The following is a 19,961-nucleotide window of genomic DNA, read 5'->3' on the forward strand; positions in this document are numbered from 1 at the left end:
AAATCTATTAAGTACAATTAGGTACAGTTTGTAATTTTTTTGGAATTACTCCAGCACAACTTTGCTTACAAACAGTCAAGTCTGACAAGCAGTCACAAGTTACTTTGCGGCATTGTAGTGGATCGCGATAAGAATTCAACTCACGCATCACTTTTTTGCCTTCAACTTTTCTTTCGTGCACATATTTTTCAAAATCACTAGCAGCTGTAGTTTGAGATACAGCAGAACAAGTTGGGCAATTATCAATACAATTTTTCTTACAAAACTCAAAATGCTGCATGCAGGTCATATTGCACTGTGCTATAGCCCGTTCCTTAAGTACATTTTGCCGCATTCCTTGACAACCCAATAGGTGAAGCAATACAACACAACACAATAATCGCAAAAAAAAGCTCATATAAATATCCGTTATAAGCTACATCCAAGAAAATAATGTAAATAAAGCAATAAAGACCAACATAACAATAATTGCATGCTCCACTAAACTTTCGGCTGCGGGCATTGATATTTCGTCCATGTCATTGCTTCTAACCGCTTGCAACCCACAATCTCGTAACATCTCAGAATTGATTTCTGGTTTTGCAAAAAGAAAACGAGTAAATAAGGAAATACCTCGTTGAAAATTTCCCACAAGCAAAAAAAGAATTACTGTAAGTCGTGCGGGTATCCATTCAAGCAGATCCGTGATTTCATTTGCTTGTTCATGAACAGTATTAAATTCTCGGCATAAAGTAATCAAGCGGTAAGCTAGCGCTCCAATTGGCCCAGCAACAATGAACCAAAATACAAGAGAAAATAACTGTCTGTTTGCGCAGATAAAATAATCTGCTATTAGCTCCTGATCACTTTTAGCCTCTGAGTGGGTGACTGGATAGAATATATTTTGAGGTCCTAAACAATAGAAAAAAATTAAAATACTTAAAATCAAACCCATTAAACCAAAAAAAATAGGGTGCAATAATAAGTAGATAATTAACGCCACCAGTAATAGAGGTATTACTATTAAAGCCAGGAGCGCCCAAGGATTGGCAAAAAAACTATTCTTATCCGCCCTGCTTTTTATCTTTTGATAATAACTAGTAAACCAATAAAATCGTTGATAAGAGGCTGTATGAATCAAGAATCGTTCACAAAATAGACATAAAAGTATTACTAATAATTTCATTATTTAATCCTTACGCATTTTATCAGATAAGGCTATAGGCGTTGGGTATTTCAACACAACAAAATATGATGAAACAATAAACGTTAAAATAGTCGTTGCTTGGATCAAATTTGATGCTTTATCGGAAATGAGCTGTGTACTCAATGCAATGCTTGCCACAAGCAATGAGAACTCACTTGCCTGCCCCAATCGAACTCCAACTTCTTTTGCAACCTGTTTTTTTTCACCGGATTTGTTAAGAAGAAAATAAAACAAAAGAGGTTTAATAAGTAGAATTAAAGCAGATAAGATCAAAGCAGGCATAACAATTTGCTTCGCCAAATCAAAATTAAAAGTCGCTCCAATTGAAAAGAAGAACATCACTAAAAAAAAGTCTCTTAATGGCTTTAAGCTTTCTGCAATAAAAAGAGAAATAGGACTAGCCGCTAATGCTACTCCGGCAATAAAGGCACCTATATCTTCTGACAAACCTATTGTTTGTGCGAGAACAGATAAACCAAGACACCAACCAATAGACAATAGAAATACATATTCTTGAGTTCTATCAAAGCGGGCAAGTAAACGTATCAAAACATATTTTTCAACTGCAAAAGCAAAAAGGCAAAGCGCAGGTAAAGCAATACCAACTAACATAATATCATCAAAAGAGAGACCACTCCTGTGTTGGGCGCCATTAATCAAGATTAATACAATTATTGCAATGACATCTTGCATTAATAGCACACTAATCATGACTTCGCCTGTGTGTTGATGATGTAAAATAGTAGTGGGTAATAATTTCAAGCCAATAATTGTACTTGAGAACATCATGGAACCACCTAAAATCCATGACTCAGCTACAGTTAATCCAAAAAATCTTCCAATCCAATATGCAGTTACAGCAAAAAGTATGGAGCTAATTAAAGCAATCCAGGTTACTTTTCTCAACATGTGGATTAGATTTTGCGGCTGTAAGTGCAATCCAAGGAGAAATAGAAGAAATACAATGCCAACATCGCCAATTTGCTTCACAACACTAATGTCAGATACAAGCTTCAACCCCCAAGGTCCAAGCATTGCTCCAAGTAGAATATAAGCAACTAATAAAGATTGTTTGGTATAAAGAACCAACGTAGATAAAAATGCAGCGCCTGCGAAAATTAAAAAAATGGTGTAAAACACAGAACCATCATGCATTGATCAAGTACCTTATTAATGTTTATCAGCCAAAAAATTTAGAAAATATTATCATGAATCAAACAAAACATTAATGATTAATGTTCACACTGTTTTGTTTCATCCAGACTACACTATTATTGTTACAATATTAGTATCTTGAAATATAGACGCAATAATTTTATCTATTTATCCGCAAATTAGCTATCTCTATATTCCATTATTCAATCAAATCAAAACGGAAAATGATCCTCTCACTCCATTAACTGCTAACTTACGCTTTAAATTGTCCGCTGTATTTTTTGATCCCAATGGTCCTACCCTAACAATGTAGTTTCGGCCATAGCGTTCTATAGAAACAGGTAATGCTGTAATACGCGCCAACTTTTCTTTTAAGTGTTTTGCAGAAACCTCTGTTGTAAAAGCTCCTGCTTGTATGTAATAACGAGCTTGTCTTGGTCCTGCCAAGGTTTCTATTTCAACATTAGCAGTCCCTTTAGGGAACACACCCAGTTTTAAGGCCGCTGCATAAGATAAATCAATAATCCGATTGGAGTGAAAAGGTCCCCGGTCATTCACTTTAACTATAGCCTCTTTCCCGTTATCTAAATTTTTTACTTTTATATAAGTAGGCAAAGGTAACGTCTTATGGGCTGCAGACATAACATACATGTTATAAGGCTCACCACTTGAAGTTCTTTGTTTATGAAACTTGGTTCCATACCAAGAAGCAACTCCTCGTGTTTTATAGCCTGATGAATTTCTCATCACTTGATAGGAGCGCCCATCAACTGAATATTCACCGGGATTACCATATCGACTCAAAGGTTCTTTTGTCGGAACAGGCTCTTTAAAACTGATTTTCCTCTGCTTTGCTGGTGCTCCATCCTGAAATTGTGTATATCGATTTGTTCTATTCTTATAACGGTTATAAATTGAATTATTCGTACTTTGAGATGCATTTCGTGTAGATTTTTTTCCGCCGGAGGACGCCGTATTGGGAGGCTGATTTGTAGTTTGACATCCTACTAATAAAATTGTCATAGCAATAAGTATCTTTCGCATATTTACCATTTCGAATAATTATTATTTTTGGCTAATATACCGAAATATAACTTAATTTCGAAGAATTATTTTCAATAGAAAAAAATTTCATTATTTTTCACATGTCCTTTTGTTGCATGGAAAAGGGTGTGGTAACATAAGCAAATTTTTGTAATTACATTAGGCAATAACATGACAAGAACAACGTCTATTCTTTTAACCACATTGTTTATCATCACTTTATTTGTACAGTCAACTCATTTGATGGCTGATGAAGGTACGTTACCCCCAAAACCTACAGCAAATTTAGACAGACCATCCCCTACAGTTATGAATAAACCGTTAGTAACTCCTGCAGCGCCTATTCTTAATGCTAAAGCGTACATATTAATTGATGTAAATAGTGGAAAAATCATTGCTGAAAAGAACAGTGACGAACGATTACCACCTGCTAGTTTAACTAAGATGATGACCTTATATGTTGTCTCTAACGCCCTTCATCATGAACAAATCCATCTCAATGATAATGTTAGAGTAAGCCGTGAAGCATGGAAAATTGGTGGTTCACGTATGTTTATTAAAGAAGGACAACAAGTACCTGTAGAGGATTTGCTGAAAGGGATTATCGTTGACTCTGGAAATGATGCATGTGTTGCTATGGCAGAGCATATCGGTGGAACTGAAAACTCCTTTACAGATCTCATGAACCAACAAGCCCAGAATTTAGGAATGAAAAACAGCCACTTTACTGACAGCACTGGATTGCCCGATCCTAACTTATATACTACGGCTAAAGATTTAGCGATTCTTGGTAGAGCATTAATTATTGACTTCCCTCAATACTATGAATGGTACAAGCAAAAATGGTTTACCTACAATGGTATTCGCCAACCGAATAGAAATAGATTGTTGTGGCGTGATAATCAAGTAGATGGTATAAAAACAGGCCATACAAACGAGGCAGGTTTTTGTTTAGTCTCTTCTGCAAAACGCGACAATATGCGCTTATTAGCAGTAGTTTTAGGCGAGCCCACTGATTCATCTCGTGCAGATGATAGTGAGAAACTACTTAACTATGGTTTCAGATTTTTTGAAACACATCAACTTTATAAATCCGGTCAATCAATTACAGAGCTACCTCTGTACAAAGGACAAATAGATAAGGTAGCTGTAGGGCTAAATGAAAATCAGTACATCACTATTCCAACTGGGCAATATCAACGTCTCAATATTACAACTAAAATACCTTCTTATCTTGAAGCTCCAATTAAGAAAGGAGATAAAATAGGTGAATTAGTTGTACAATTTGATAATAATGTTGTATCTACTCAAACTCTTTATGCGCTGCAAGATGTTGAGTCTGGGGGCTTTTTTACTCGAACCAAAGATTCTATACGCTTGCTCTTTAAAGGATGGTTTGGTTCTTAAGGTTTATAAAGGATGACTAAAGAAACATTCATTGATTTTCCCTGTTACTTTCCTATAAAAATAATAGGGAATAATTCACCTTTTTTTCTGGAGGAAATTAGGCAAATTACCTTAACCCATTTTCCTAATACAGCTCAAGATGCATTGACACACAAAATGAGTAATAACTCTAATTACTTGGCGATCACAGTTTCAGTATTCGTTGAAAATCAAGAAAGTCTTGATGCATTTTATCGAGCCCTTACTCAGCATCCAGAAGTAAAGATGGTTCTATAATGAAAATACGACAGCTAGGTATTCAAAATTACGATGATGTTTGGCTGCAAATGAAAGATTTTACGCAGAGCCGCCAAACTACCACTGAAGATGAGCTTTGGCTGCTTGAGCATTTTTCTGTATATACTCAAGGTCAAGCAGGAAAGCCAGAACATATCTTAAATCCGACTAACATACCTATAATACAATCTGATCGTGGAGGACAAGTCACTTATCATGGACCTGGCCAACTTGTGGCCTATATTTTAATGGATTTAAGAAGAAAAAATTTAGGTATCAGATCATTAGTCAGCAAATTAGAACAAATTTTAATCTCTGTTCTTGAACAATACAAAATTGAAGGATCGATTCGATGTGGGGCCCCAGGAGTCTATGTCAAAGAACAAAAAATTGCATCTATAGGTTTAAGAGTAAAAAATGGTTGTACTTATCATGGAATTGCACTTAATGTTAATATGAATTTGAAACCATTTTTGGGCATTAATCCTTGTGGATTTGAAAAAATGGAAATGACTCAGATAAGTCATTTCTATCCTACGGCACAATTAGATGAAGTCAGCCAGCATTTTGTGCAGTATTTTTTACAACAATTCTATCCTTAGTGACACATGAACTTGTTCATAGACTATGTACAACCACTTACAGACTGGTTGCAACAAAACCCTCACTGGTCTTTATTTATAACCTTTCTTATTTCATTAGCAGAGTCATTAGCAATCATAGGAAGTATAGTGCCTGGAAGTGTTACAATGACTGCTATAGGAATTCTCGCGGGTTCAGGAGTCATGCGCGTCGACCTTACTTTATTGGCAGCTATTTTAGGTGCCGTAGTAGGCGATAGTTTAAGCTATGCACTAGGTTACTATTATAGTGAGCAATTAATTGACATTTGGCCATTTAAGAAATACCCCAAATGGTTACAATATGGTAAAGACTTTTTTAAAGCTCATGGGGGGAAAAGTGTTCTGATAGGCCGTTTTGTAGGCCCCTTACGCTCTATAATTCCGGTTATTGCAGGAATACTGCATATGAAACAATGGCATTTTTTTGTTGCCAATGTTTTATCTGCTATAGGATGGTCTCTTTTATATGTAATGCCCGGAGTCATTCTTGGTGCAGCAAGTCATGAGTTATCTACTGAGAACGCGACACATTTATTTGTATTAATCCTTATACTTCTTGCTGGAATTTGGCTTATCAGCTTAATATTTAAGTGGCTCATTAAGCAATTAAATTCCTTCTTGAAATTATCACTACATAATTTATGGATAACATTTAAAAATAATTCATTACTAGCTTCTGTATATCAAGCAATTACCCCGAAAGATGAAAAAGACCACTATCCTACAGCATCTTTAGTACTTATTACTCTTTTTTGTCTCATCAGTTTTATTATCCTTCTAGTTTTAACAATTAAGACATCATGGCTATCTTATATCAATTTGCCCATTTATTTATTTCTTCAAAGTTTTAATACAACGTTACTTAAAACTTTTTTTATTTTTTGTACCCAACTTACTAGCACAATAACCATTGTTAGTTTTTTCATTATTAGTTCCTGCTGGTTTCTTTACCAGAATAAAATTTCTACAGTAATTTATTTATTCAGCCTTGTTATTTTTAATTGTCTTCTCGTATTCATCTTAGCATTCTCCGTATATGTACCAAGACCTACTGGAATTTTAGTGGTTATGCCTGGTTCCTCTTTTCCAGCAATTAATCTTGAAATTGCTACAGCATTATATGGATTCGTCTTATTTTATATAAAAAATACTTATGATCTCTTTACGAATGCCCTTAAGTCTCTAATATTTACAATTTTAGGCTTAAGTGGTTTAGGCTCTATTTATTTAGGGGATTATTGGTTCACAGATATTATTGCATCTTATTTTGCAGGTGCAACAATCTGTCTTATTCATTGTCTGATTTATAGAAAAACAAACTTTAATCTTACAAAAACATCTTTTTCTTTAGCGGTATTTTCACCTTTTTTTATCAGTATTATTTTATTTTCATTATTATCCACCTCCTATAATTTCCAAAAACTATCCTATAACCACACCCCATACCATCAACAATATACCTTAAGTGAAAAGACATGGTGGCAACAAAAAAAACCCATATTGCCAATTTACCAATTAAGTAGAATTGGAAAAAGGATCAGTCTATTTAATTTACAATATGCTGGGGATTTATATTTATTCCAACATAGCCTAGAAGAAAATGGATGGGAGTCACATTTGGATTCATTTTTTTCCAATTTATTGATGCGTATGGATAAAGAACCTCATAGTGTTAAATTACCATTATTAACTCAACTCTATGAAAACAAACCGCCAGTATTAATAATGACCTATACCGAGAAACAATCTGATTTAACTTTAGAATTAAGAATCTGGGAGTCTAATTATACTTTATTGAAATCAAATAAACCTTTATGGATAGGTAGCATTCATTCATCCGTATCTGTTTCTAAACAAAAAAATAGGGGTGCTTTTAAAGAACCTATTAATCCACTTCATTATATACTTAAAAACGAGGAGACTTTCGCTGTGAAACAAATCATGCTTCCCGAAGCGATAGTTAAAACAACACGATATCCTGTACAACCAAGTATTATTCTTGTAAAACAAAAAAATCTATACTCCAACTAAACTGAGGCAACTTCACTATACACCAATTAAAAATACTGTTATAACTATATGGTTTATAGGAATAAATATAAGGCTTATTGCTCATCAATGTCCTTAGCTTTGTGCGCGACGTAAGCAGAGGGAAAGCAATTGTCAATAGACCCTAATTTTAAGAGTATCTCTTGATATGTATATCATTGCAAAATTAATCCAAGATTTTTTTCCATTAATTGCTTTAATACTCCTAATTATTGGCATAAAAAAAAGTGCCATCTATTACATGATTTCAGCTCTTTGGCTAAGCCTGATAGCTATGTTGATTCATCTCCAATTCTCAGGTAATCAAATTTTTGGCACTTATTTTAACTATTATAATGCGGCAATATATTCCTCTAATTTGCTTATATTGTTGATTACCTTAATTTACGTGATCTCACATTTAAGTAATGGGAGTACTTTGAAATATGTATACAGCTTTGTTAATGCATTTCTAGTTGTTATTGCACTTTTAAGTATTATTAATCTTTGGTTGAATGCCTTTTTTATTGAAAATAAAATGGAGGGAACTCCTATAATACAAGTTGCGCTTATTAATAAACCTGATTATTGCAAAAGTAAATATGTATTTTATAAAGTTAATCTTGATAGTTCTATCATGTATCTCTGTCCTAATTATTATGGTTTAATACCATCTGTAGGACATTTAGCAGTAAGCCCTGATTTTATTGCTGCGCAATTACCGTTATCGATAAAAAAACAAATGTTAATAAAGCATAAAAAAGAATGAAAAAGAAGTTCAGTGGTAAATGTATGAGCTAGGTTTGATAACACGGGAAGACAAATTGTTCTTTGGATTATTATTTGATACCATGTCAAAATTTTATAATTTTAGTATTTACATGAAACGAGTATATGCTCTTATTATGATAGTATTTAGCTTTAATAGCTATGCTATGGCACCTAAGCTTAATTGGGATCAAGCTGTTGATCGTGCTGTAAAACGCTATGGTTTAAGAGTTGAACCTCAGTTAAAATCCTATTTTTCTAGAGCCGGGATCAGTTATCCTCCTCGAGAGGTAGCTTTACTTGCCTTTAAATCTGAAAGAAAGGTAGAGCTTTGGGCAAGAAACTCGAAGCAATCTTGGAAACATATTCATGATTATCCACTAACAGGTTTTAGTGGACGATTAGGGCCTAAATTACGTGAAAATGACAAACAAATTCCTGAAGGTGTTTATAGGTTAGTTAATTTTAACCCATTTAGTAGCATGCACCTATCCATGATGATTAATTATCCTAATAATTTTGACAGACAAAAAGGTTATCAGGACGGAAGACGACAATTAGGAAATAACATCTTTATCCATGGCAAAAACTTATCTGTAGGTTGTTTGGCTATTGGTGATCTTGCAATTGATCAGCTATTTATTTTAGCAAGGCGTGTTGGATTAAATAATATTCAAGTGATTATTGCACCTAATGATCTTCGCAAGAAAAAGCCATCCACATCAACATTTGCACAACCAAGATGGCTTCCCGAATTATATAAACAAATTGCAGAGTCATTAAAACCTTTTGGGAAAAGCAATTATACTGCTTAAACGCAAAATGCTCCCTAACCTTTAGGCAAAGAAGTCAAAAAGTCTGAAACCTCTTTAGGGGTTAATTCATAATGCTGGCCTCGAGATAAATATCGTGGCATAGTAATCATTCCATAGCGAATTCGAATCAGACGACTTACTTCAACACCTTGTGACTCCCACAGACGTCGCACTTCTCTATTTCGGCCTTCATTTAAAGTCACATGATACCAACTATTTGCACCCTCCCCACCACGAAACTCTAAACGAGTAAATTTTGCCACTCCATCATCTAACTCAACTCCTTTAATTAAATTATTTAAAGCTTCCTGAGAAACCTGTCCATGGACCCTAACAGCGTATTCTCTCTCTAATCCATATTTAGGATGCATTAATTGATTAGCGAGTTCACCAGAATTAGTAAAAATAAGTAAGCCTGAAGTATTTAAATCCAAACGCCCTACTTGTACCCAACGACCTTGTCTTAAATGAGGCAAATGATCAAAAACAGTTTTTTCAAATTTGGGATCATGACGGCTTGAAATCTCTCCTACTGGCTTATGATAAAGTAAAATTCGTACGTTCTTTTTAACTTTTAGTGGATTAGGAATCAATTTTCCTTTTACGGTAATTTTATCCTCAGCACTCGCTGAATCACCCAATTTCACCGGTTTTCCGTTGACTTGAACCCAGCCATTTTCAATCCAGCGCTCCATTTCACGTCGAGACCCCAGGCCTGCTTGGCTTAATATTTTTTGCAACCTATAGCTGTTCATTCAGTAATATACTCTTCTTCGTTAGAATTATGTAAAGTTAAGGTTTCCATAACCTCTGGTAAGGATGGAAGCTCATTTAAATATTGTAAGTTAAAATAATTTAGAAATTCTCTTGTTGTAGTATAAACAGCAGGCTTACCTGCTACATTTTTATAACCAGAAATACGAATCCATTCTCTTTCCAATAAGGTTTTTATAATTTGGCTATTTACTGCTACTCCTCGCAACTCCTCAATATCTGCTCGAGTTACTGGTTGCTTGTACGCAATAATTGCTAATGTTTCAAGCAAAGCACGTGAATATTTTGTGGGTTTTTCTATTTGCAAACGTGCTACCCAACTACTGTATTCTTTTTTTGTTTGGATGATAAAACCTGTTGCAACTTGGACAAGATCAAAAGATCGTGACGAATAATCTTCTCTTAATTCGTTAATAACAGTTATCAGTTGTTCTCTTGATGGTCTTGGTCTCTCATCAAAAACTTCTAATAAGCGCTCTACAGATAAAGGCTCATTAGAACTTAGAAGTAATGCTTCAATGATGCTTTTTAATAACTTATCATCCATTATTTATGCTGCCTGTAATAATATGGAAGCAAATGCTTCATTTTGGGTAATAACAATTAAGGATTGTCTCGACAATTCTAAAATGGCTAATAAGGAAACAATAAGCCCCTTTCTTCCTTCTTCTAAAGTAAATAACTGTTTAAATTCCAGAACAGGATACTCCTGCAGCTTGAGTAAGATACTGCTCATACGCTCTCGAACTGACAAAGCTTCGCGAGAAATTTGATGATGGCTCACGTGCTCTTCTCTTTTCATTAACGCAATCATTGCTTCAACTAAATCCTCTAATTCAACTTCCGGATGGACGATGATTCGCTCAAGTTCAGCTGGAACTATTTGGATTAAGAAGTGATCGCGCTCTTGTCGAGGAAGAGCATCAAGCAATTCTGCAGCACATTTTATTTGCTCATACGCTTGTAATCTCCGCACTAAAGCCATGCGTGGATCTTCGTCCTCCTCATCGTCACCTTTTGGAGGGGCTGGCAATAAGAGTCGTGACTTAATTTCAGCAAGCATTGCAGCCATCAATAAATAGTCGGCTGCAAGCTCCAATCTCCGGCATTCCATCAACTGAATGTAATGCAAATATTGCTTTGTAATACTCACAATAGGAATATCTAATATATCAATATTTTGCTTTCGAATCAGATATAAAAGTAAGTCAAGCGGACCACTAAACGACTCCAGTAATACTTCAAGCGCATCGGGCGGAATATATAAATCATCAGGTAACTCAGTAAGTTCTTTACCTGCAACTACGGCTTTAATTTCTGGCTTAATTGATAATTCAATGTCCATTCAAACTCTTTAATAATCGAGTCCCATAACTTCTCTGACAGTACTCAAATTTTTACAAGCTACTTCTCGTGCTGATTCACTTCCCTCAGAAACGATTCGTTTTACTGAGCCTAAATCAGACTCATATTCAGTAATCGCTTCTTGAATGGGTTTTAACTCTTTATTAATACTATCAACAACAGGTCTTTTACATTCAATACAACCAATTCCAGCAGTACGGCATCCTGTCTGAACCCAATTTTTAACTTCCTCATTGGAGTATATTTTGTGAAATTGCCAAACTGGACATTTTTCAGGCTCTCCTGGATCTGTTCGCTTTACTCGCGCTGGATCTGTTGGCATAGTTAATATTTTCTTTTCTACCTGTTCAGGAGGTTCTCTTAGCATAATGGTATTATGATAAGACTTAGACATCTTTTGTCCATCAAGACCAGGCATTTTAGCCGTTTCGGTAAGTAATGGATGAGGCTCAGGTAGGATGATTTTACCACTACCTTCTAAATACCCCAATAAACGCTCTTTATCACCAATGGATAAGCTTGACTGGTCCTCCAAAAGAGCTTGGGCTGTCTTAATTGCGTCGTGGTTTCCAAGCTCTTGAAATTGCCGACGTAACTCGCTATAGAATTTACTGTTTTTCTTACCCATTTTTTTTATAGCTTCAATTGCTAACTCTTCAAAATTAGGTTCTTTACCATAAAGGAAGTTAAAACGACGAGCAATTTCTCGAGTAAGCTCTATATGAGAGACTTGATCTTCACCAACAGGAACATAATCTGCATGATAAATCAAAACATCAGCACTTTGTAATAAAGGATACCCTAAAAAACCGTAGGTTGCTAAATCCTTTTCCTTTAGCTTTTCTTGTTGATCTTTAAAAGTTGGAACCCTTTCTAACCACCCCAAAGGAGTAATCATGGATAAAAGTAAATGCAACTCCGCATGTTCTGGAACCCAAGATTGGATAAAAATTCGTGATAACCCAGGATTAACGCCACAAGCTAACCAATCAATAATCATATCCCAAAGATGTTTTTCTATAAATCTAGGCTCATCATATTGAGTCGTTAATCCATGCCAATCTGCAGCAAAAAAGAAGCAATCATATTGATGTTGTAAGTTAATCCAATTTTTTATTACCCCATGGTAGTGTCCAAGATGTAATCTTCCACTGACACGCATTCCAGAAACAACTCGTTTATTGGAACTAAATAATACTGACATCAATATCCTCTTTTAATGATTTTATTTAACATAACTCTCAACTTTTTTAGACTTTTCAGGAGCATACGACGCAGGTGTCCAACCCGAGATTGAACCCTAATACATGCAAATACGTCCCCGTTCACGAAAAAGTTGAAAATCGCCTCAATTTATTTAAAGGGCTCAGGATCGCCTTTACCCTCTCTTATGATTACTGGATAATCACCGGTTAAATCAACTACAGTTGTCGGTTCTTGTCCACAGTGACCACCATCAATTACTAAATCAATTTGATTTCCTAAAAGATCTCGAATTGCTTCAGGTTCACTTAATGGTGCTTTAGCACCCGGAAGAATTAAGGTAGTACTCATCAAAGGCGCCTCCAGACATTCTAATAATGCAAGTGTAATTACATTATCTGGAACACGTAAGCCCAAAGTTTTTCTTTTAGGGTGAAGCATAAGCCGCGGCACTTCATGCGTGGCATTAAGGATAAAAGTATAGGCACCAGGAGTAAATGCTTTTAATAATCTAAATATAGGATTCGATACCCGAGCATAAAGACCAAGTTGGGAAAGATCACGACAAACAAGAGTCATATTGTGATTTTTATCCAATTGTCGTAATCTTCGTATACGCTCAAGTGCTGACTTATTACCTAAGCCGCAACCTAATGCGTAGCCAGAGTCGGTAGGGTAAACAATGATACCACCGTCTTCAATTATATTTACGGCCTTTCGCAACAAGCGTGCTTGAGGATTATCAGGATGTAATGCAAAAAACTGACTCATAAAGTCCCCTGTTCAATGTTCCATTCATGCCAAATAGGCGTACAATTTGCTGGTAGCAGCTTCTGGCCACCGAGATTTACACGAGAATGGCTATCACTATGATAGTCTGATCCAGAAGAAGCCAATAAATGAAACCGCAAACTGGTTGCAGCCATTTCATTAACTTCATTAAGTGTCATTTCTCCCGACACTACCTCTATACCAACACCACCAGCCTCTTTAAATTCGTTAATTAACTCATGCAATTTAGATCGCGTCAATCCGTATTTAAGTGGATGTGCAATCACTGCTTGCCCACCTGCCGCTTTAATTCCCTCTACTGCCTCTTGAACAGTCAACCACAAGGTAGGCACATAAGCTTTTTTACCTCTTCCTAAATATTGCTTAAATGCTGAAGCAAGATCTCGAGCTTTACCTTCATTAACTAAAAGTTGAGCAAAATGAGGCCGACCTACACGCGTGTGCCCAGCTAATTCACAAGCTTTGGAATAAGCATCGGTGATACCTACCGAATTTAATATTGTGCCTATTTGCCGCGCACGCTCCACTCGGCTTTGATTTTGGCGCTGAATAAGCTCTAGTAGACTTGTCGTATGGTGAATTTGATAACCTAAAATATGAAGTTCGTGTTTTTTCCAACGTACGCTGATTTCTATCCCATTAATTATCTTAATTGAGGTATTCGTAGCCGCCTGTAATAACTCTGGATAACCCGCTACTGTGTCATGATCAGTAAGTGACAAACACCGAAGCTTTTGGTTTTGTGCTTTTTGTATCAATGCTTTTGGAGTTAAGGCCCCATCAGAAAAATTACTATGACAATGAAGATCGATCATGGATGTATGTTATATAACAAAAAAATGATTGTATCATAAATCTTGCAGAAGATGAGTGTTCTGCACTATTCTTGTGTGCCTATACTTCACCTTATCGAAAATAAAAATAAAATGAAAGTAACGGGCATCCACTCTCCTCCTTGTGAGAGCTCTCTAGATTTTTGGCCCAACACTATCATTTTAGGATATCCTTCGCTAAATTTAGCGATAATCCTTTGGGTGAGAAGGTATAAAAAATACTATACTCATAATATATAAATTACTGGTTGAGGAAAATCCAAAAATAATGATTCATAATGTTCATCATGTTAAGTTATGCCGTAAATCAATTGCTGCACGAAATGACAAACAAGCTAATTTTCTTGATGCAATTGATCGTTTTGCAGTAACTTTTGCAGTTGGCCCTGCAGGCACTGGAAAAACTTACTTAGCGGTTTCTAAAGCGATACAATGTTTTGAAAAAGGTGAGGTACATCGGTTGATTTTTGTAAGACCCGCAGTAGAAGCTGGTGAAAAGTTAGGTTTTCTACCAGGAGATTTAGTGGAAAAAGTGCTTCCTTATTTAAGACCTATTTATGATGCCTTATATGAAATGATTGGTTTTAAAGAAACCCAAAAATTAATTCAAACCGATACTATTGAGGTTTTACCTTTAGCATTCATGCGTGGACGTACTCTTAACGAATCATTTATTATTCTTGATGAAGCCCAAAATACTACCATCATGCAAATGAAAATGTTTTTAACTCGCATAGGTTTTGGTTCAAAAGCAGTCATAACCGGGGATATGACCCAAGTAGATTTACCCAAAGGTATTGATTCTGGGCTTGCTCATGCAGTAGGATTATTCAAAAAAATACCTGAAATCAGTATTCATACTTTCACGAGTCGGGAGGTTGTCCGACATCCGTTAGTCTCTAAAATTGTTGATTGCTATGACCATGCATCAGCCGGAAAAACTAAATGAATTATTACATCGATATACAAAATGCAACTGCTGAATCTCTTCCTATCAATGAAGACCAATTAACCCACTGGGCCTTACTCACTTTGAGAGATTACAAAAAAGAAACAGAGCTCACGATTCGACTAGTTACCCCAGAAGAAATGACCCAGTTAAATCATACATACAGAAAACAAAATAAAACGACTAATGTATTAGCATTTCCCTGTACCTTACCTCCAGAGGTACAATTAGAATATTCTCTTTTAGGGGATGTTATTATTTGTCCACAGGTATTATCTGAGGAGAGTAAGCAACTTAATAAAACTTTAGAATCACATTGGGCTTTAATCGTAATTCATGGAATACTGCATTTATTAGGCTATGATCATATTAAGGATGATGATGCAGCCATTATGCAATCTATTGAAATTAAATTGTTAACTGAGCTTGGCTTTGCTAATCCTTATGACGCAGAGGGTAATCAACTTGAATAAAGAGGAAGACAGTAGTTCGTGGTTTTCTCGGTTTAAACAGTTTTTACAGGGTGAACCACAGAATCAAGAAGAACTGGTTAGTTTATTAAGGGATGCGCATATTCGTTCTCTTATTAGTTCTGAAACATTGGCAATGATAGAAGGCGCTATTTCATTCTCCAAAATGCGAGTACGAGATATTATGCTGCCAAAAAATCAAATGGTTTGCATAAAACAAGATGATCCGTTTCAAGATATTATAAAAACTGTAACACAAACGGGTCACTCAAGATTTCCTGTGCTTGATGAAAACTCTGATGAAATTATCGGAATATTGCATGCCAAGGATTTATTACCTTATCAATCATCTAATCTGGACTCTTTTAATTTGCTTGATATTTGTCGTCAAGCTACTTTTGTGCCTGAAAGCAGGCGCTTAGACAGTTTACTCAGTGAATTTCGTCGTAATAAAAATCATATGGCTATAGTAGTCGATGAATACGGAGAAGTTTCAGGATTTGTTACCATCGAAGACATTATTGAACAAATAATTGGTGATATTGAAGATGAGTTTGATATTGATGAAGATGCTTATCTTAAAGTCCATGAAGACAATCATTACATTGTCAAAGCACACATGCCTATCGAGGAATTTAATGAACAGCTTAATGCACACTTTAGCGATGAATTTTATGATACTATCGGTGGGATAGTAATGAATAGTTTTGGTCATTTGCCTACACGAGGTGAAACAATTATTATTGATTCTTTTGAATTTAAAATTATTAATGCAGATTCCAGACGTATTAAATTGATGGAATGTATTGATAAACGCAAGGCATAATGAATATGAATGGTAATATTCTCATAATAGATGATGATACAGAGCTAACCGACTTATTGTCCCAGTACCTAGAACCAGAAGGCTATCATGCTGTTTGTGTTCATGATGGGGAAAATGGCGTAAAAAAAGCCTTAAACCAACCTTTCGATGCGGTTATTCTCGACGTTATGCTCCCTAAATTAAATGGTTTTGAAGTATTAAAATCCATTCGAGAACATTTAGAAACTCCTGTCTTAATGTTAACGGCCCGAGGAGACGATATTGATCGTATTGTGGGCCTCGAAATCGGCGCAGATGATTATTTGCCCAAACCCTGTAATCCACGAGAACTAGTGGCTCGCCTAAGAGCCATTTTAAGACGTACGCAAAAAATTCCAACCTCAAAACCCGTTATTGAGCAGCACAATATAATTGTTGACTGTTCCAAACGCCATGTAACTATGGCAGGTCATTATCTTGAACTCACGAATGCCGAATTTAATATTCTGGAAATGTTAATCAAATCACCAGGCCAGGCTTTTTCAAAGGAAGAGCTGACTGAATATGCACTCGGAAGAAAATATACTGCGTATGATCGAAGTATCGATGTCCACATTAGTAACTTAAGAAATAAATTAGGTGATAATCCTCAAGGTGAGCCCATAGTTAAAACAGTACGTGGATTTGGATATATGTTTAATGCGTAGTTTATATTGGAAGATTTTTATTTCATTTTGGCTAGCAACTATCTTTATCATTTTTACCACAGCTTGGATTATTAGTCATATCGTACATAAATCATCGTTACCTGCTCAAGAACAACTGTTTATGGATAGTTATGCTAACGCAGCGGTTGCAACTTATGAATCAGGCCAACAAGCTGCCCTGTTAAAATGGCTGAATAAAATTGGTATTTCCCGTCATATGTCTATTTATTTGCTCACCAGTACTGGTGAAATCATTGGCACTCATGTGGCTCCAGCAAACGTAAAAAAGGTTGCAGAAAATTTACTTCAAGATCAATTAAGTGAAGGTATTTTAAAATCAGATAAACTTATTGTAAGCCATGAAATTTTATCAACATCTGGAAAATTTTATCGACTCGCAGCAGTTAGTGAAAAACCCATTTATTATTTTGTTGGTGTTCCATGGGCAGGCCTCACCATTCGCCTTGCTTTAGCAATTTTTATTAGTGGCCTTATTTGTTATTTATTATCACGTTACTTAACCCAGCCCCTGCGATCATTAGGAATGGCAGCTAAATCAATAGCAAAAGGTAAGCTAAATACCCGTGTTGGGCATTTAAGAGGACATAACAAAGATGAAATCGCTCAGCTTAGTGCTGAGTTTGATCGTATGGCAGAACAAGTAGAAACATTAGTCAAATCGAAAGAAAGATTATTACAAGATATTTCCCATGAATTGCGTTCACCACTTGCGCGATTACAAATTGCGATTGAGCTTGGACGCAAAAAAACAAACCATTTGGCTGATGGTGAATTTAATCGTATGGAACTTGAGTGCTCGAGATTAAATGCCTTAATTACTGAAGTATTAGATTTTGCTCGTCTGGAAAAATCAACAACTGATCTTAATTTTAATGAGATGGATCTTTCCGCTCTTTTATTAAATATAATAAATGATGCAAATTTTGAATTTGGCAACGACTTGCCTCGGGTCAAAGCAGGAGTTATTGAATCATGTCACATACTTCTTGATGAACGTTTAATTCATAGAGCAATAGAAAATGTAATTCGTAATGCGCTACACTACTCTCCCGCAACCGAGCAAGTTACCGTTTCGTTAAAGCGTAACGAAACCCAGGAACATATATACATTGATATTAGTGATAAAGGACCTGGCGTCCCTGAAGATCAACTTAATCGAATATTTAATCCATTTTATCGGGTAGATACTTCAAGAACTAAAAAAACAGGTGGGTATGGTTTAGGATTGGCTATAGCTGCTCGTGCAATTCAACTCCATAACGGAGAAATTATAGCCTCAAATAATCCCGATGGCGGTTTATTAGTACGAATTATACTTAATTCTTGTAATCCAGAAACCTAATTATAAAATAAAGTAAAAAACTGCGGCTAACTCCGCGTTTTTCCTTAGAAAAAAATAAAAATCACGTCTAGAATTAAACTATTTTTTTCTGTCTAATTAAGTTACAATGTGGCAGCTTAAAGAAATACTGGAACTTCTGTATTATGACTGTAGCTCAGAAATTAGAAAAAACAAGCGGTATATTTTTTTTCTTAGGTTTTCTGCTGTCAAAACTTCAATATCTTCCTTTTCCATTAGTATCCGCTATTTTCAGGTTTCTTTCCTTAGGTATTTATTCTCTAGCTTATGGCTCTTGGTCCATTGCATGTCTTCTTCATCCAGATCATAAAGAGCATCACCATAAATGGTATGGTTTTGCACAGATTAAAGAACAATTTCTTCTTTCATCATTTATAGGACTAATCGCTACTGTACTCAGTACAGCTGCTGTTTTTGTACCTGTTCTGTTTCCACCAGCAGCTTGGCTTTTTCTTATTGGTAATGTGCTTTGGGCTATTGGTGAATACCATAAATTAAAAAATCCTCCCCAAAATAATGAAGATATTTCTTATACCCAACAAAAAAATTATTTATATTATGCAATAACATCATGTGCAATAAGTTTAGTCGCAGCAGTTTCAGCTACCCTCATTGTTGCATTTCCTCCTTTAGCGATACCAATTACTATTTTTTCACTTCTTCTTTATACAGGTTTAGGGGCACTAGCATTTGAATATTGGTTGTCCAGTAAAAGTGCGGAAAATCCGCAATCCATTCAAGGTAGTTATAAGCAAATGAATGATTCATTAGGCCCAACGACTTCTCCTAAGCAATCTAATTCTCTAGAGCCCAGATTTACTAAGAGTATTTTTAATAAGCACGAAGATAAAATATCTGAAATCGAACTAACCACCATCAATAGTCATGAAAAAAGTGGCAATGAGTATGATTTGCAAATCCATACTTCTTCTTTATAATAAAAAATCTTAAGATTTGATTGAGATTTATATGGATCCTACAATTACGAAAATGATTTCTAGTGCTTATAAGGCACTTACTCATTCATATTCACCCTATTCCAAATTTAGTGTGGCTAGTTGTATTTGTACTGATAAAGATACTTTATACACAGGCGTCAATGTCGAAAACAGCTCTTATGGATTATCAACGTGTGCTGAGGCTTCGGCTATTTCTGCGATGATCTCTGCGGGAGAGAAAAATATTAAAAGCATTGTTGTTCTTGCTGGAACCAATTTATTGTGCCCTCCATGCGGTGCATGCAGACAAAGAATTTATGAGTTTTCCACTACAGACACCATTGTCCATCTTTGCAGTAAAGATTCAATATTACGTAGCATAAAAATGAGCGAACTACTGCCCCTTGCTTTTGATTTTAACCCTTAATTAATAGGAACATTT

23 protein-coding genes are annotated in these 19,961 nt (G+C 35.6%); 13 read left to right on the forward strand and 10 right to left on the reverse strand.

The features are described from left to right. Positions 1-7: 7 nt before the first annotated feature. From DYH34_RS09270 to DYH34_RS09285, 4 genes are all read right to left on the reverse strand, one after another. On the reverse strand, positions 8-397 hold the full coding sequence (locus tag DYH34_RS09270; protein WP_058466358.1) for a hypothetical protein: 390 nt from the start codon (positions 395-397) through the stop codon (positions 8-10). A gap of 18 nt (positions 398-415) precedes the next feature. Continuing rightward, positions 416-1,165, reverse strand: coding sequence for a regulatory signaling modulator protein AmpE (gene ampE, locus DYH34_RS09275; RefSeq protein ID WP_058466359.1), 750 nt, complete (start codon positions 1,163-1,165; stop codon positions 416-418). A 3-nt stretch (positions 1,166-1,168) separates the two neighbouring features. Then, a complete protein-coding gene (locus tag DYH34_RS09280; RefSeq protein WP_058466360.1) occupies positions 1,169-2,341 on the reverse strand; it encodes a cation:proton antiporter in 1,173 nt (390 codons plus the stop codon). A gap of 207 nt (positions 2,342-2,548) precedes the next feature. Next, the gene (locus DYH34_RS09285) at positions 2,549-3,385 is read right to left on the reverse strand and encodes a septal ring lytic transglycosylase RlpA family protein (protein ID WP_058466361.1); all 837 of its coding nucleotides are present in this window, start codon (positions 3,383-3,385) and stop codon (positions 2,549-2,551) included. A 171-nt stretch (positions 3,386-3,556) separates the two neighbouring features. Between DYH34_RS09285 and DYH34_RS09290 the strand changes: the two genes are divergently transcribed. The 6 genes from DYH34_RS09290 to DYH34_RS09315 all read left to right on the forward strand — a co-directional run bounded on the left by DYH34_RS09290 (position 3,557) and on the right by DYH34_RS09315 (position 9,302). Further along, on the forward strand, positions 3,557-4,792 hold the full coding sequence (locus tag DYH34_RS09290; RefSeq protein WP_058466362.1) for a D-alanyl-D-alanine carboxypeptidase family protein: 1,236 nt from the start codon (positions 3,557-3,559) through the stop codon (positions 4,790-4,792). A gap of 12 nt (positions 4,793-4,804) precedes the next feature. Then, a complete protein-coding gene (locus DYH34_RS09295; RefSeq protein ID WP_058466363.1) occupies positions 4,805-5,068 on the forward strand; it encodes an HP0495 family protein in 264 nt (87 codons plus the stop codon). Continuing rightward, positions 5,068-5,670, forward strand: a complete 603-nt coding sequence (gene lipB, locus DYH34_RS09300; protein WP_058466364.1) for a lipoyl(octanoyl) transferase LipB — start codon at positions 5,068-5,070, stop codon at positions 5,668-5,670. The genes DYH34_RS09295 and lipB overlap by 1 nt, the downstream gene beginning before the upstream one ends. A gap of 6 nt (positions 5,671-5,676) precedes the next feature. Further along, the gene (locus tag DYH34_RS09305) at positions 5,677-7,722 is read left to right on the forward strand and encodes a VTT domain-containing protein (RefSeq protein WP_058466365.1); all 2,046 of its coding nucleotides are present in this window, start codon (positions 5,677-5,679) and stop codon (positions 7,720-7,722) included. Positions 7,723-7,888: 166 nt separating this feature from the next. Then, positions 7,889-8,488 (forward strand): hypothetical protein, encoded by a 600-nt coding sequence (locus DYH34_RS09310; protein WP_058466366.1) that lies wholly within the window; start codon positions 7,889-7,891, stop codon positions 8,486-8,488. Between the two features lie 112 nt (positions 8,489-8,600). Continuing rightward, positions 8,601-9,302 (forward strand): L,D-transpeptidase family protein, encoded by a 702-nt coding sequence (locus DYH34_RS09315; RefSeq protein ID WP_172465412.1) that lies wholly within the window; start codon positions 8,601-8,603, stop codon positions 9,300-9,302. A 14-nt stretch (positions 9,303-9,316) separates the two neighbouring features. Here the strand turns inward: DYH34_RS09315 and rluB are convergent, their stop codons facing one another. From rluB to DYH34_RS09345, 6 genes are all read right to left on the reverse strand, one after another. Beyond that, positions 9,317-10,057: a 23S rRNA pseudouridine(2605) synthase RluB gene (gene rluB / locus DYH34_RS09320; RefSeq protein ID WP_058466367.1), complete on the reverse strand. Its 741-nt coding sequence runs from the start codon at positions 10,055-10,057 to the stop codon at positions 9,317-9,319. Beyond that, complete coding sequence (gene scpB / locus DYH34_RS09325) at positions 10,054-10,623, reverse strand: SMC-Scp complex subunit ScpB (RefSeq protein ID WP_058466368.1); 570 nt, start codon at positions 10,621-10,623, stop codon at positions 10,054-10,056. The genes rluB and scpB overlap by 4 nt, the downstream gene beginning before the upstream one ends. Positions 10,624-10,626: 3 nt before the next feature. Continuing rightward, on the reverse strand, positions 10,627-11,421 hold the full coding sequence (locus tag DYH34_RS09330) for a segregation and condensation protein A (RefSeq protein ID WP_058466369.1): 795 nt from the start codon (positions 11,419-11,421) through the stop codon (positions 10,627-10,629). 9 nt (positions 11,422-11,430) lie between these two features. Next, positions 11,431-12,645 carry a tryptophan--tRNA ligase gene (locus tag DYH34_RS09335; RefSeq protein WP_058466370.1) on the reverse strand — a complete coding sequence of 405 codons (1,215 nt, stop codon included), beginning with the start codon at positions 12,643-12,645 and terminating at the stop codon, positions 11,431-11,433. Between the two features lie 149 nt (positions 12,646-12,794). Beyond that, on the reverse strand, positions 12,795-13,415 hold the full coding sequence (locus tag DYH34_RS09340) for an L-threonylcarbamoyladenylate synthase (RefSeq protein ID WP_003636994.1): 621 nt from the start codon (positions 13,413-13,415) through the stop codon (positions 12,795-12,797). Further along, complete coding sequence (locus DYH34_RS09345; protein WP_058466371.1) at positions 13,412-14,251, reverse strand: PHP domain-containing protein; 840 nt, start codon at positions 14,249-14,251, stop codon at positions 13,412-13,414. The genes DYH34_RS09340 and DYH34_RS09345 overlap by 4 nt, the downstream gene beginning before the upstream one ends. A gap of 286 nt (positions 14,252-14,537) precedes the next feature. Between DYH34_RS09345 and DYH34_RS09350 the strand changes: the two genes are divergently transcribed. From DYH34_RS09350 to cdd, 7 genes are all read left to right on the forward strand, one after another. Then, positions 14,538-15,218, forward strand: a complete 681-nt coding sequence (locus DYH34_RS09350) for a PhoH family protein (RefSeq protein ID WP_115342592.1) — start codon at positions 14,538-14,540, stop codon at positions 15,216-15,218. Continuing rightward, complete coding sequence (gene ybeY / locus DYH34_RS09355) at positions 15,215-15,691, forward strand: rRNA maturation RNase YbeY (RefSeq protein ID WP_058466373.1); 477 nt, start codon at positions 15,215-15,217, stop codon at positions 15,689-15,691. The genes DYH34_RS09350 and ybeY overlap by 4 nt, the downstream gene beginning before the upstream one ends. After that, positions 15,663-16,514, forward strand: coding sequence for a CorC family transporter (locus tag DYH34_RS09360; RefSeq protein WP_172465413.1), 852 nt, complete (start codon positions 15,663-15,665; stop codon positions 16,512-16,514). The genes ybeY and DYH34_RS09360 overlap by 29 nt, the downstream gene beginning before the upstream one ends. Before the next feature lie 5 nt (positions 16,515-16,519). Then, positions 16,520-17,200, forward strand: coding sequence for a two-component system response regulator CpxR (cpxR, locus tag DYH34_RS09365; RefSeq protein ID WP_058466481.1), 681 nt, complete (start codon positions 16,520-16,522; stop codon positions 17,198-17,200). Next, positions 17,193-18,563 (forward strand): two-component system sensor histidine kinase CpxA, encoded by a 1,371-nt coding sequence (gene cpxA / locus DYH34_RS09370; protein WP_058466375.1) that lies wholly within the window; start codon positions 17,193-17,195, stop codon positions 18,561-18,563. Before cpxR ends, cpxA begins: the two co-directional genes overlap by 8 nt. A 143-nt stretch (positions 18,564-18,706) precedes the next feature. After that, positions 18,707-19,519 carry a hypothetical protein gene (locus DYH34_RS09375; protein ID WP_058466376.1) on the forward strand — a complete coding sequence of 271 codons (813 nt, stop codon included), beginning with the start codon at positions 18,707-18,709 and terminating at the stop codon, positions 19,517-19,519. Between the two features lie 31 nt (positions 19,520-19,550). Further along, on the forward strand, positions 19,551-19,946 hold the full coding sequence (cdd, locus tag DYH34_RS09380) for a cytidine deaminase (protein ID WP_058466377.1): 396 nt from the start codon (positions 19,551-19,553) through the stop codon (positions 19,944-19,946). The last annotated feature ends 15 nt before the right edge of the window (positions 19,947-19,961 follow it).

The sequence above is a fragment of the Legionella cincinnatiensis genome (genome assembly GCF_900452415.1).
GTDB classification, from domain to species: domain Bacteria; phylum Pseudomonadota; class Gammaproteobacteria; order Legionellales; family Legionellaceae; genus Legionella; species Legionella cincinnatiensis.

What these genes read in the sequence shown, in the direction of transcription:
- DYH34_RS09270 (WP_058466358.1), bottom strand. Translation starts at nt 397, where the DNA reads ATGAGCTTTTTTTTGCGATTATTGTGTTGTGTTGTATTGCTTCACCTA.
- ampE (WP_058466359.1), bottom strand. Translation starts at nt 1,165, where the DNA reads ATGAAATTATTAGTAATACTTTTATGTCTATTTTGTGAACGATTCTTG.
- DYH34_RS09280 (WP_058466360.1), bottom strand. Translation starts at nt 2,341, where the DNA reads ATGCATGATGGTTCTGTGTTTTACACCATTTTTTTAATTTTCGCAGGC.
- DYH34_RS09285 (WP_058466361.1), bottom strand. Translation starts at nt 3,385, where the DNA reads ATGCGAAAGATACTTATTGCTATGACAATTTTATTAGTAGGATGTCAA.
- DYH34_RS09290 (WP_058466362.1), top strand. Translation starts at nt 3,557, where the DNA reads ATGACAAGAACAACGTCTATTCTTTTAACCACATTGTTTATCATCACT.
- DYH34_RS09295 (WP_058466363.1), top strand. Translation starts at nt 4,805, where the DNA reads ATGACTAAAGAAACATTCATTGATTTTCCCTGTTACTTTCCTATAAAA.
- lipB (WP_058466364.1), top strand. Translation starts at nt 5,068, where the DNA reads ATGAAAATACGACAGCTAGGTATTCAAAATTACGATGATGTTTGGCTG.
- DYH34_RS09305 (WP_058466365.1), top strand. Translation starts at nt 5,677, where the DNA reads ATGAACTTGTTCATAGACTATGTACAACCACTTACAGACTGGTTGCAA.
- DYH34_RS09310 (WP_058466366.1), top strand. Translation starts at nt 7,889, where the DNA reads ATGTATATCATTGCAAAATTAATCCAAGATTTTTTTCCATTAATTGCT.
- DYH34_RS09315 (WP_172465412.1), top strand. Translation starts at nt 8,601, where the DNA reads ATGAAACGAGTATATGCTCTTATTATGATAGTATTTAGCTTTAATAGC.
- rluB (WP_058466367.1), bottom strand. Translation starts at nt 10,057, where the DNA reads ATGAACAGCTATAGGTTGCAAAAAATATTAAGCCAAGCAGGCCTGGGG.
- scpB (WP_058466368.1), bottom strand. Translation starts at nt 10,623, where the DNA reads ATGGATGATAAGTTATTAAAAAGCATCATTGAAGCATTACTTCTAAGT.
- DYH34_RS09330 (WP_058466369.1), bottom strand. Translation starts at nt 11,421, where the DNA reads ATGGACATTGAATTATCAATTAAGCCAGAAATTAAAGCCGTAGTTGCA.
- DYH34_RS09335 (WP_058466370.1), bottom strand. Translation starts at nt 12,645, where the DNA reads ATGTCAGTATTATTTAGTTCCAATAAACGAGTTGTTTCTGGAATGCGT.
- DYH34_RS09340 (WP_003636994.1), bottom strand. Translation starts at nt 13,415, where the DNA reads ATGAGTCAGTTTTTTGCATTACATCCTGATAATCCTCAAGCACGCTTG.
- DYH34_RS09345 (WP_058466371.1), bottom strand. Translation starts at nt 14,251, where the DNA reads ATGATCGATCTTCATTGTCATAGTAATTTTTCTGATGGGGCCTTAACT.
- DYH34_RS09350 (WP_115342592.1), top strand. Translation starts at nt 14,538, where the DNA reads ATGATTCATAATGTTCATCATGTTAAGTTATGCCGTAAATCAATTGCT.
- ybeY (WP_058466373.1), top strand. Translation starts at nt 15,215, where the DNA reads ATGAATTATTACATCGATATACAAAATGCAACTGCTGAATCTCTTCCT.
- DYH34_RS09360 (WP_172465413.1), top strand. Translation starts at nt 15,663, where the DNA reads ATGACGCAGAGGGTAATCAACTTGAATAAAGAGGAAGACAGTAGTTCG.
- cpxR (WP_058466481.1), top strand. Translation starts at nt 16,520, where the DNA reads ATGAATGGTAATATTCTCATAATAGATGATGATACAGAGCTAACCGAC.
- cpxA (WP_058466375.1), top strand. Translation starts at nt 17,193, where the DNA reads ATGCGTAGTTTATATTGGAAGATTTTTATTTCATTTTGGCTAGCAACT.
- DYH34_RS09375 (WP_058466376.1), top strand. Translation starts at nt 18,707, where the DNA reads ATGACTGTAGCTCAGAAATTAGAAAAAACAAGCGGTATATTTTTTTTC.
- cdd (WP_058466377.1), top strand. Translation starts at nt 19,551, where the DNA reads ATGGATCCTACAATTACGAAAATGATTTCTAGTGCTTATAAGGCACTT.